The sequence below is a fragment of the Paenibacillus sp. NFR01 genome (genome assembly GCF_900111565.1).
Taxonomy (GTDB): domain Bacteria; phylum Bacillota; class Bacilli; order Paenibacillales; family Paenibacillaceae; genus Paenibacillus_AQ.
Genome location: NZ_FOIK01000001.1, coordinates 857,052 through 868,675 on the forward strand (window position 1 = coordinate 857,052; position 11,624 = coordinate 868,675).

Sequence of the window (11,624 nt, forward strand, 5' to 3'; positions counted from 1 at the left end):
GGCCGATGCTGACCGTTCTACAAACAGGGATTAGCGTTGCAGCGACTGCTTCCAAGCTTTAATCTCCTTGTTCAACGGGCTCAAATTCGGAACCTCGACGGAGTGGTCGTTCAGCTTGTATTTGTCCTTCAGCGCCAAAATCCGGCGGACGCTTTCATCGATCCTGGCCTCCGATATCGCGCCGCTCTTGACGCTCTTCAGCAGCGCGGCGCGGACGGAGGCCTCGTTGTCGTAGCCGTGCGCAACGAGCAGGATATCGCTGCCCGCCTGTACCGAATCGACTGCGGCGGCTGCGAGGGTATAGTTTTTGACGATGGCGCCCATCGTCAAGTCATCGGTGATGACGACGCCGTCAAAGCCCATTTTATCGCGCAGGAGATCCCCAATAACGGCTTTGGACAAGGAGGCCGGTTTATCCGGGTCCAGCTTCGGATACAGGATATGGGCTACCATCACGACGTCGGCCTGCGCATTGATCGCTGCCTGGAACGGCAGCCATTCCAGCTTGGCGAGCTGAGCCGGCGTTTTATTTACGACCGGCAGCTCCAAATGGGAGTCGACGCCGGTATCGCCGTGGCCGGGAAAATGCTTGATCACCGGCACAATGCCTTCTTCGGCTATGCCGTTCATTTCCGCCAGCCCGAGCTTTGTTACGAGATCGGCAGAACTGCCGAAGGAGCGGTCGCCGATCACCGGATTTTTGGGATTGCTGTTGATGTCCAGCACCGGCGCAAAATCCATATTAAAACCGGCGCTGCGGACCGCCTTGGCGAGCAGTTGGCCCATCTGGGAGGCATCTTCCGTTTTACCGCTGTTCCCGACTTCGCGGTTCGACGGAAAACTGGCATATTCCGCCGGCAAACGGCTGACTTTGCCGCCCTCCTGGTCGACGCTGATGAACAGCGGTACGCCGTTGCCCCAATTGCTAAGCTTCAGATCATTGGTCAAGGCTACCATCCCAGCCAAATCAGCGATGTTGTCCTTATATAAAATGATCCCGCCGATCGCATGCGAGGCAATCATCGTTTTGGCCTTGGCATCCAGTGAGGTGCCTTCGATGCCCACCAGCAGCATCTGGCCAATTTTCTCCTCCAGCGACATTTGGGCAACTCGGGCCTCCAGCGTGTCTTCCCCCGGAGCAGACGCTTCCGGCGTTGACGTGGCGGTAGCTTCAGCAGTCGCTTCGGCAGTTGCCGAAGCAGCCGGTGCAGGGGATGTTGCTGATGCCGTTGCCACCGGTGCCGTAGTTGAGGCAATAGGCGTTTCACTGCCGGCGGAACGTCCCCCGGAGCAGCCGCCGAGCATGAGCACTGCGCCTAACGCGGCAACCGCCAATCGCTGGGCGGCCGCCCGTGTATTTTTCATTGCGAATTGAGCTTCAGACATAGATGCGTATCTTCCTTTCCATAAGGTGCTAAATCATACTTTACAAGGAAGCGTGGCCGGATTCAAATAAGTTTAAGCAATCATTTTTGCGACCCGTTGCACTATTTTCTAAGATTCAGAAAGATCATTTCTCTCGCCATGATCATTTTTAGCGTGAATACCCCTTGCGGATAAATGTTTTCCTTGTGGATGAATTTCTCCAGCGCCTTTTTGGTTTTGCGAACCGGATGAAGCTTATGAATCTCAAGCTCCCTGTCCTGGGCGGGAAGATCGCGAATCGTCTCCTCGAAGACGGAGTTCATCGTTACGGAAGCGGTCAGTCCGATTTCAAAGTAATTTTTTTCAAGGAAAAAGTCGCAATAATTAATTTTCGTATTGTATTTAGACAAAAGATCTCTCGTCAGGCCCAGCTCCTCCATCAACGCCCGATAAACCGCCTGTTCCAAAGAAACATTGTTTGGGGTATCGCAGTCCGTCAGCGACACGCCTTCCATCACCGTGGAATTGTATTTGAGCCGGTTTTCTGCATAGGCTGCATGCACCGAACGTTTGCTGAAAATTACGCTTTCGCCACCTTTGGCATTTGCCATAACAAAAGCATTGATGCCAAGCGATGTGGTAAACGCATTGTATTTCTGCAGGCCTTCATTCAGATTATCGGGCGTGAGCTTGGCGATCGGATGATCCGCGGCTTTAAGTTCATTGTAGATCGAGCGGAACACGCGGTGGGTGAAGTAATCCGTTTTGAAAAATTCGATTTTGACGGCAGGCGTTTCCGCATGACCTTTCCGTGCGTCGAAACGGATGTCGTAGATACCGAATTTGGGGCGATTAAAAAGGCAGCCATTCGCTCGTTGAACAAAATTATCCGCAACCAGCGCCCGGTGTTTGGCAATAAGTTCTTTCAGTTCGCCGATCTCCGTGCGGTCTACGATATCCTGAAAGTCGGGAGAACCGTCAAAGGAGCAATCCGAATGAATGTGAAAGTCTGGATCGGTCTCTTTAACCCGGGCAATGAATTCTTCCGGAAAGCCTATGTACAGTTCTTTGTCGTCCACGCGGGTATTGATGTCGCGATACTCGTATTTTGGATTTGCACTGCATATTTTTAGAATATTTAGATGTTCCATATCCACAGTATTGCGCAGTCTGAAGCGGATTATCCTGTTTTTAAGCCATCTACTGCTGCGGCTGAACATGCCCGGGACTGCTGCACCGGCGAACAGCAAGAAGATATCCCAAAATATGCCGAGCGAATCTTTAAAATCATTCAGTTGCTTCACTTTGATAAAAACTCCTTCCAGGCAGATTAATAGGGATTTCGACCCATATTCCGAAAATCCCTTTATTTCCGGCGCTTTTCGACTTGTGATGTGGATTACAGCGGAATGATAAGGAAACAGGGAGAATAAAGGGGATTTACTATGTAAAATATGGAAGGTGGCCAGGGGAGTCCATGATCGATTGGAAAGAAACGTATGAAATCGGTGTTGAAAAGATTGACTGCCAGCACAGACAGCTGCTTGCGAAGCTGAACGAGTTTTTTGATGCATGCACCAACCAGAAGGGCAAAGAGCAGATCGAAGAAACGCTGAAATTCCTCAAAGAATATACCATTGAGCATTTTGGCAGCGAAGAACAACTCATGGCCGACATCGACTTCCCTGAACTGAACGAACATCGCAAGACACACGCCGAATTCGTGCAAACCGTGCTCGATCTGGAGGAAAGCGTCAAGACCAAGGGCGTATCCGTACTGTCCACGATTAAGCTGAACCGGACACTGACGGACTGGCTGCTGAATCACATCCACAAATGCGACAAGCTGATCGGCGATTGCATAGCGGCGAGAGGCAACAAGGCGATTTAACACCAAAGCTAAGAAAAAAGGGTGCCCGGGGGCATCCTTTTATTTTGTTCTGCGAAATTTGAAGCCATGTCCGGTTCGGCCGGGTGCTGCGGGGCGCCGCCGTGTCGCTGCAGGGGCTTTTCCATGAAAAGCAAGCGTCTGCGTGAGCTGGTTGTACGACACGCGGTAGGTGGTCCCCGCAACAAGGCCCAGTTTACGGATCGCAGACGGATTCAAACGGAATATCTCGGTGTTCTCGAATTCTTCGCTGTTAATTTTCCGCAAGGTGAGCTTCTCGGCGGCAGCCCCATTTTTCAGGCGGATGGATGACCCGCTTTTGAGCGTGATTCCCAAAGCACCACTGTACCCCAGTCCGTTGCCGATATCGACGCGCCCGGCGGGTTGTTTCGAATTCGCGGTGATTTTGACGGCATAGAAAGTGATGGGCTTGCGGCGGAAGGTAAAGGTTTTGGTGGCCGTATTGTAATACAGCGTATAACGCGCCCGGTCCTTGAGGTTGAACAGGCGGGCGAGCGGGCGGCTGAGGCCGAACATATTATAAATGCACTCCGAGGCGACGCTTTGATTCAACTTTACGGTTCGCGTGATGCTGCCGCGCTTCAAGGTCACCATCGTCCCGTCCGGTATAAAGGACAGATTGTAATCCGGCGCGCCTCCGCATTCCGCGGCAAGATCCACTTCCTCCATGTTTTCGTCATTGAACACGTACACGTCCACGCCTGTCGACACGATCCTGTGCGTTCGTCTCATCCGGAAACACCTCTATTCTATGAATTGTTATAGTATATGAGACAAGAGGTCTGCGGCCACAAAGATAGACGGCTGCTCCGGACGGGCTTCTGCGTTTTATTCCCGGGCATACGCTGCATTTATCCTCGCTTAACACTTTATGATATGATTTGAGGTAGAACGAACAGCGCTACATTAAAGGAGTGGGAAAATGAAAATAACACGTATGCTTCTGACCGGCTTTACCGTGCTGCTCGTGCTTGGGCTGGTCAACTTTTATATCGGCATTCATTTATGGTTTCTGCTGACCGACTGGCAGCCCGGGTTGTCCCCGGCCGTGTATTGGACGCTGTTCGCCATTGTCGCGTTTGCTTATCCGATCGCCATGATCCCCTGGCCTCAGGTCGTCAAGCCGTTAGCCCGGATGTTCAAAGTAATCGGCTCGTATTATTTGGCGTGCATGGAGTTCGCATTGATCATGCTGCCGCTGACCGACATCGTATACGGGGTGCTGGGACTCGCGCATGTCGACCGTTCGGCATTCACCGCGGAAGCCGGCATCACGCTGGTGGCGCTGCTGGCGGTTTTCCTGCTCTGGGGTTCCCGCAATGCCTGGAGCACCATCGTCCGCAGGCATGAGCTGCGAATCGATAAGTCGATCGGTACCAGCGTTCCGCTGACCGTCGCTGTCGCGTCCGACCTGCATCTCGGCAACATTGTCGGCAATCGTCATCTGCGGAAAATGGTCAAGGAAATCAACGCGATGCAGCCGGATTTGATTCTTCTGGCCGGCGACGTGCTGGATGACAGCATCGAGCCGTTTATGCGCAACGGCATGAGCCGTCAGCTGCGTGAGCTCAAGGCGCGTCACGGCGTTTTCGCGGTGCTCGGCAATCATGAATATTACGGCGGTTCCATTCCTGAATATGTGCGGGTAATGGACAGTATCGGCATAAAGGTGCTGCAGGATGAAGTTGTTGAAGCAGCAGGGGTATATATCGTGGGACGGAAAGATAAAACCGCGGAATCCATGGAGCCGGAAGGCCGACTCAGCGTTGCTTCACTGCTTGCTGGACTTGACCCAACCAAACCTGTCATCATGATGGACCATCAGCCCACAGGGTTCGAAACCGCCGCCAAAGCCGGCGTCGATGTCCTGCTCTCCGGCCATACGCACCGGGGGCAAATCGCGCCGAACCACTGGATTACCCGCAGGCTCTTTGAGCTGGATTGGGGATATTTGCTGAAGGAGAAGCTGCATGTCGTGGTCTCCTCCGGATATGGAACCTGGGGGCCGCCGATCCGGCTGGCCAGCCGCTCGGAGCTGATCCGGCTGGAGCTGATGCTGGACGGCAGCAAGGCGTACAGTCATGAGCTTGTTCCGGCGCAGACGATTATGATTTAAATTAGTATAGGGGCCTCTTCCGGCGACGGGAGGGGCTTTTTCATACTTCGCAGATCTCCGGTTCTCAGCCCGTACCGTCTATGTTACACTTCGGAATATTGAATCCTTTGACCTTACATTAAGCCGACTGGAGAAATTTTGAATGAAAAAAATACTGATCGCCGACGATGATGCCAACATTCGCGCGTTGCTGCGGCATACCTTGACCCGGGAAGGATACCTGCCGCTGGAAGCGGCGGACGGATTGCAGGCGGTAGCAATTTTGCAGGAGCATGCCGTGGATTTGGCGGTTGTGGACGTTATGATGCCGCAGATGGACGGGCTGGAGCTGTGCCGGCATATCCGTGACACGTACGACCTGCCGATTATTTTGCTGACCGCACGCCAGCAGTTAAGCGATAAAGAGCAGGGGTATTTGCATGGAACGGATGATTATCTTACGAAACCCTTTGAGCCAGAGGAGCTGCTGTTCCGAATGAAGGCGCTGTTCCGCCGGTATCTGGTTGTCGCCGACGACCGTATCCGCTTGAAATCGCTCGTTATAGACCGGACAAATTACGAAATTACGGCGGGAAATGAAGTGCTTTTGCTGCCTGTAAAAGAATTCGAGCTGCTCGCGCAGCTGGCGCAGTACCCCGGCCGGCTCTTTACGCGAAGCGAGCTGATCGAACTGATTTGGGGCGCGGATTACGAAGGGGATGAACGTACGGTAGACGTACATATCAAGCGGCTGCGCCAGCGGTTTGCGGAGTATTCGGACAGCTTCGGTATCCGGACGGTCCGGGGCATCGGCTACAAGCTGGAAGTGGGCTTATCATGAAATCGCTGTATGTGCGCATGTGCCTTGTCTTTTGCTCCGTCATCCTGATCAGCGGCGTGCTTGGCTTTCTCGCCTCCAATTTCTATTACCAGTCCCGGACCAAGCCGAAAAACGATGCCAAGCTCACGCAAATGGCAACCGACCTCAAGCGTTTCCTGGAGGAGCATCCGGCCACGATGGAAGATTATCTACGAAGCACTGCAGCGCTAGGCTATAAAATCCTGCTCGTGGATGAACAGGGCAAAGAGTCGTTCTATGGCCATCCGTTCCGGACCAACGATCTTGCGGAAAAAGAAGTGCAAAACGTGCTGGACGGCCAAATTTACCACGGGATCGCACGGTTTCCGTCGGGCTTGTTCATTACCGGATTTTTTGATAATCAGCTGAAAAATACGATCGGCGTTCCGGTCGCCATGGACGGGCAGACTTATGCGCTGTTTATGCGGCCGGATGCAGATGTGCAGTTCGGGGAGCTGCGCTCCTTTTTTGCCATATTGATCGGCGTCATGCTGTTGTTCAGCTTGTGGTTCATGCTGGTGACCGTGCTTCATATCGTAAAACCGATTACGCGGTTGACGGAAGCGACGCTCAAAATATCGCGCGGCCGCTACGACATCCAGCTGTATACCGCGCGGCGCGACGAGATCGGACAGCTGGCTTCCCACTTCATGGTGATGAGCCGCGAGCTGGAGCGGACAAATCGGGCGCGGCAGGAGTTTGTTGCCAATGTGTCCCACGAGATCGAATCGCCGCTGACCTCGATTCAAGGCTTTGCCCACACCCTGCGAGACAACAAGCTTACGGAGGCGCAGCGGCTTGATTACCTGGGCATCATCGAAGATGAAAGCCGCCGGCTCTCGGCTCTGGGCAAGCAGCTCCTCACGTTGTCGTCGCTGGATTACGATCCGGGTGCGCTGGTGCTGGAGAACATCGATTTACGCGCCCAGCTCCGGCAGGTCGTCAAGCTGATGGAATACCAGCTGTCGGCGCACGGACTTGCTGTACGTCTGCATTTGCAGGAGGTTACCTTGTGCGGCGATGCCAATCTGCTCTACCAGGTCTGGACGAATTTGCTGTCCAATGCGATCAAATATACGCCGGAGGGCGGCTTCGTTACGATATCAAACCGGATCGAGGATAATCGCTGCATTATAACCGTTGCCGATACCGGCGTGGGCATCGCTGAACCCGAGCTGCCGATGATCTTCGATCGTTTCTATAAGGCAGACCGCGCCCGCAGCGATAAGAGCAGCGGCTTGGGACTTTCGATTGCCAAGGCCATCATCGGCTCACATGGCGGAGAAATCTCCGCGGCAAGCCGCCCCGGAGAAGGCACGACATTTACCGTAGTGCTGCCGCTTCTGTAATTTGTTATTCATATTCCGTTCATTTTCATCTTCTACACTGTAGCCATACAGAGTAGAAGGAGTGGTTAGATGTTTTTGGCTTTACGGGAAATGCGGCATTCCAAAGCCCGCTACGGTCTCATTATGGCGATCATGTTTCTCGTCTCGTTCCTGGTGCTGTTCGTGACCGGACTCGCACGGGGCTTGGCTTACGCCAACATTTCGGCCGTGGAACATATGCCGGCCGGGTATTTCGCCGTTCAGAAGGATGCGGGGCATACCTTCCGCAGATCCCAACTGACGGATGCCGATCTTGCGGCAATTGCCGCGAATGTCAGCGCGGAGAAGTCGGCGCCCTTGGCGCTGCAAATGGGCACGATTACCTCTGCAGGAATGAGCGAGAAAGCGGATGTAACGTTTTTTGTAGCGGATATGAATAGCATGCTGGCGCCAAACCTAGCGTCCGGCGAAGGATTAAACGGCACGGTGACCGGCAATGCGGTCGTGGATGCCAGCCTGGAGAACTCCGGCGTGGAGCTCGGAAGCACGATTACGGATCAGGCGACAGGCCAAAGCTGGAAGGTGGCTGGGTTTGCCAAAGACGGCTCTTACAGCCACACGCCGGTGGTCTATTTGAATCAAACGGACGGCTTGTCGCTGCTGCAGCGCGGAGCGGCTGAACCGTCCTACAACACCGTCGCACTGGACATCAGCGCCTCGCAGGCGAAATTGCTGGCAGGCAAGCTGGATCAGGCGGAGATCATCACTAAAAGTGAAGCGATAGCCGCCATTCCTGGGTATGCGATGGAGCAAATGTCGCTGCGCATGATGATCGTGTTCCTGTTTGTCATTGTCGCACTGGTATTGGCCGTGTTCTTTTATGTCATCACCATTCAGAAAACAAGCCAGTTCGGCATCCTGAAAGCGATGGGGACACCGATGCCTTATCTGGCGTGGAGCGTCGTTGGACAAGTGCTGCTGCTGGCCGCGGTCAGCCTGGCCATCAGTATAGGGTTTACGCTGGGGATGAGCATGGGAATTCCCGACGCCATGCCGTTCCGTCTGGAGCGCGGCACGGTGCTGCTAAGCAGCGCGCTGTTCCTGGCGATGGCGCTGCTGGGTTCGCTGATCTCGGTGGGCCGTGTAGCCAAAATCGACGCGCTGGAAGCGATCGGGAGGAGCGGAGCATGAAGACAATGCTGGCAATGAAGCAAGTGACCAAATCCTACGGTGACGGCAGCGGCCGGTTGACTGTACTGAACAATCTGGAGCTTGAGGTTGGCGCGGGCGAATTTATCGCCGTACTGGGTCCCTCCGGCTCCGGCAAAAGCACGTTCCTCTCTGCAGCCGGCGCCCTGCTGACGCCGGACAGCGGCGAGATTGCGATCGGCGGCGAAGCGCTCAGCGGCAAAAGCAAAACGGAGCTGGCCGAGCTGCGCCTCAAGCGCATCGGCTTCATGTTTCAAAACGCGCAGCTTCTGCCGTATTTGAAGGTGGAAGAACAGCTGCTGTATGTAGCTCAGCTGGCCGGCCAGTCCAAGGCGGAAGCCAAGGCGCGGGCGGCCGAGCTGCTCGGACGGCTGGGCATCTGGGAGCGCCGCTCCCATTATCCCGACAAGCTGTCCGGCGGAGAGAAGCAGCGCGTGGCCATAGCGCGCGCATGGATGAACAATCCGGCGATTCTGCTCGCCGATGAACCGACGGCCAGTCTCGATTTCGAGCGGGGCCGGGAGGTTGTGCGCATGATCGCCGAGGAAGTGCGGCGCGAAGGCAAAGCCGCCGTCATGGTCACCCATGACGAGCGGATGCTGGAATGGTGCAGCCGCGTGCTGCATCTGCAAGGCGGGGGACTCGCCTAGCCAGCCGGGCAGAATCATCGGACGCTGTATACCGGTGGGTCTGCCCGGCTTTTTTTCGCCGGAAATTGACATCCTCTTCGTTTGGCCTTATCGTCAGATAGAGTAGAGCGCAGCGGTAAAGACGCTGCAAAGATGAACCAGGGAGAGGGATCGCGTGATGGAAAAAGCAATGTTTGCGGGGGGCTGCTTCTGGTGTATGGTTACGCCTTTTGAAGAGCTGCCCGGGATTTATGGCATAGAATCCGGCTATGCCGGAGGTTCCGTGGAGAATCCGACATACGAGCAGGTAAAGACCGGTACGACCGGACATTATGAAGTGGTGCAAATCTCTTTCGATCCGGAAGTATTCCCCTACGCGCGGCTGCTTGAGCTATTCTGGCCGCAGATTGATCCTACGGATGACGGCGGGCAATTCCAGGACCGGGGTTCGCAGTACCGGACGGCGGTATTTTATTACAATGAAGCGCAGCGCGTAGCGGCGCTGGCCAGCAAAGAGCAGGTCGCGCGCAGCGGCCGGTTCGAAGGTCCGGTGGTGACGGAGATTCTGCCTGCGCCGGTATTTTACCGGGCGGAAGAATACCATCAGGATTACCACAAGAAGAATCCTAAGCATTACAAAGAGGACCGCGAGCAATCCGGACGCGACGAGTTTATTGCCAAGCACTGGTAAGAGGGCCGGATCTCCTCAGCATTACCTAAAACAAGCCGATTTTTAGAATCCGTTGCACTCGTGCAGCGGATTTTTCATTTTTTGACGGTATTGAGCGTTTCCGCACAATTCCATTGTACAGAATACAATGAATCTGCATCGGTCACTCCGGATTCCGCCGGCTCACGGTTTGCTAGGGACGCCAGCCAGAAGAGCCAAGGGTCGGCATCCATTCCCGCGTTTTGCTGCAACTTCATTCTTTCCACACAATTAAAGCTTAAACTTTTAACTATTCGCAATAGAACAACATCCAGGAGGGAATGGAATGAAGACAAAAGCAATGGCATTCGCCGGATTGGCCCTTATGCTTGGCGGCGTCCTGTCCGGGTGCGCTAACAATGCAAATGATGCTGCAAATCAGCAAACCATGAACGCTGAGGCAGTAAGCACGCCATGGATCGCCACCAAAAACACGACGCGCATCAACACCTCCGACCCCGTGCTAGCGGCTGTGCTTGTATCCCAGTCACTCTGGACGGCACAAACCAACAACAACCGTCCTTCCAGCGTCGTCCTGACGTCGGTAGACAACTGGCAAATCGCAGCCGTCAGCGCCGATCTGATTCACCATCCCAGCAACGGACCGGTGCTCTTTTTCAACAAAGACGGGCTTTCGGAAGCAACGGTTCATGAGCTGAAACGGCTGAAGCCGCTGGGTGCAGACAGTAATGAGGGAATGCAGGCGGTCATTGTGGGCCCGGTTCCTGATTCGGTCATGGTCCAGCTCCAGGAGCTGAAATTGAAGGTGGACACCATCGCCGGCAATGATCCTGCGGAGGTAGCCCAAGCGATCGACGCCTATTATGCAAAAGTGGCCGGCGAGCAGCCGCCAGGCGTGATTATCGGCTCGATGGACCGTCCGGAGTACACATTGCCTGCGGTAAACTGGATCGCCCACATGCCAGAGCCGCTGTTGTATGTAAGCAAAAATGACATTCCGGCGGCGACGGTCGAGGCGCTGCGCGCACGGAACGGAAAGGCGAGAATCTATATCATCGGTCCGGAAAAAGCCGTCTCTGCCGGGGTGGAGCAGAAGCTGGCCGAATATGGCCAAGTCACCCGAATCTCGGGCGAAGATCCGTTCGCGAACGCGGTCGCTTTTGCGCAATTTAAGGATGCCGCTAGCGGCTTCGGCTGGGGAATTACGACGCCTGGCCACAATGTTTCGCTCCTGCCGGAGAACGAGCCGCTGCTCGCCGTCGCCGCCGCGCCGTTGTCCCATCTGGGTAAACACGCGCCGCTGATTTTTACGCAGAAAGACCATTTGCCCGATGCGGTAATGAATTACTCCATGGCACTCCAGCCAAAATTCATCGAATCTCCTGCCGAAGGGCCTTACAGCCATGCCTGGATTACCGGCGGCACCGATACCGTCTCCGCCCGCACGCAGAGCGAAATCGACGATATGCTGGAGATCAGCCCAGCCTCCGGCGGCAATCCGCATGCGGGACATTGAGGCCTGCAGACTGCTATAATGAGTGCATTCGAGACGAAAAAAGG

The 11,624-nt window shown here is 54.8% G+C and carries 11 protein-coding genes; 8 read left to right on the plus strand and 3 right to left on the minus strand.

What is annotated here, in order from left to right:
• Positions 1-30: 30 nt before the first annotated feature.
• Both nagZ and BMW84_RS03820 read right to left on the minus strand, forming a co-directional pair.
• The gene (gene nagZ, locus BMW84_RS03815; protein ID WP_254772855.1) at positions 31-1,386 is read right to left on the minus strand and encodes a beta-N-acetylhexosaminidase; all 1,356 of its coding nucleotides are present in this window, start codon (positions 1,384-1,386) and stop codon (positions 31-33) included.
• A 101-nt stretch (positions 1,387-1,487) separates the two neighbouring features.
• A complete protein-coding gene (locus BMW84_RS03820) occupies positions 1,488-2,669 on the minus strand; it encodes a hypothetical protein (RefSeq protein WP_091064633.1) in 1,182 nt (393 codons plus the stop codon).
• Between the two features lie 173 nt (positions 2,670-2,842).
• Between BMW84_RS03820 and BMW84_RS03825 the strand changes: the two genes are divergently transcribed.
• Complete coding sequence (locus BMW84_RS03825) at positions 2,843-3,256, plus strand: bacteriohemerythrin (protein ID WP_091064636.1); 414 nt, start codon at positions 2,843-2,845, stop codon at positions 3,254-3,256.
• 39 nt (positions 3,257-3,295) lie between these two features.
• Here BMW84_RS03825 and BMW84_RS03830 read toward each other — a convergent pair whose 3' ends face one another.
• A complete protein-coding gene (locus BMW84_RS03830) occupies positions 3,296-4,006 on the minus strand; it encodes a hypothetical protein (protein ID WP_091064638.1) in 711 nt (236 codons plus the stop codon).
• A 190-nt stretch (positions 4,007-4,196) separates the two neighbouring features.
• Between BMW84_RS03830 and BMW84_RS03835 the strand changes: the two genes are divergently transcribed.
• From BMW84_RS03835 to BMW84_RS03865, 7 genes are all read left to right on the plus strand, one after another.
• Positions 4,197-5,390, plus strand: a complete 1,194-nt coding sequence (locus tag BMW84_RS03835; protein ID WP_091064641.1) for a metallophosphoesterase — start codon at positions 4,197-4,199, stop codon at positions 5,388-5,390.
• A 142-nt stretch (positions 5,391-5,532) separates the two neighbouring features.
• The gene (locus BMW84_RS03840; protein WP_091064642.1) at positions 5,533-6,210 is read left to right on the plus strand and encodes a response regulator transcription factor; all 678 of its coding nucleotides are present in this window, start codon (positions 5,533-5,535) and stop codon (positions 6,208-6,210) included.
• Positions 6,207-7,577, plus strand: a complete 1,371-nt coding sequence (locus BMW84_RS03845) for a sensor histidine kinase (RefSeq protein ID WP_091064645.1) — start codon at positions 6,207-6,209, stop codon at positions 7,575-7,577. The genes BMW84_RS03840 and BMW84_RS03845 overlap by 4 nt, the downstream gene beginning before the upstream one ends.
• A gap of 69 nt (positions 7,578-7,646) precedes the next feature.
• Positions 7,647-8,747 (plus strand): ABC transporter permease, encoded by a 1,101-nt coding sequence (locus BMW84_RS03850; protein ID WP_091064647.1) that lies wholly within the window; start codon positions 7,647-7,649, stop codon positions 8,745-8,747.
• Positions 8,744-9,415: an ABC transporter ATP-binding protein gene (locus BMW84_RS03855; RefSeq protein ID WP_091064650.1), complete on the plus strand. Its 672-nt coding sequence runs from the start codon at positions 8,744-8,746 to the stop codon at positions 9,413-9,415. The genes BMW84_RS03850 and BMW84_RS03855 overlap by 4 nt, the downstream gene beginning before the upstream one ends.
• 157 nt (positions 9,416-9,572) lie before the next feature.
• Positions 9,573-10,085, plus strand: a complete 513-nt coding sequence (gene msrA, locus BMW84_RS03860) for a peptide-methionine (S)-S-oxide reductase MsrA (protein ID WP_091064651.1) — start codon at positions 9,573-9,575, stop codon at positions 10,083-10,085.
• A gap of 304 nt (positions 10,086-10,389) precedes the next feature.
• Positions 10,390-11,580, plus strand: a complete 1,191-nt coding sequence (locus tag BMW84_RS03865) for a cell wall-binding repeat-containing protein (protein WP_091064654.1) — start codon at positions 10,390-10,392, stop codon at positions 11,578-11,580.
• Positions 11,581-11,624: the final 44 nt, after the last annotated feature.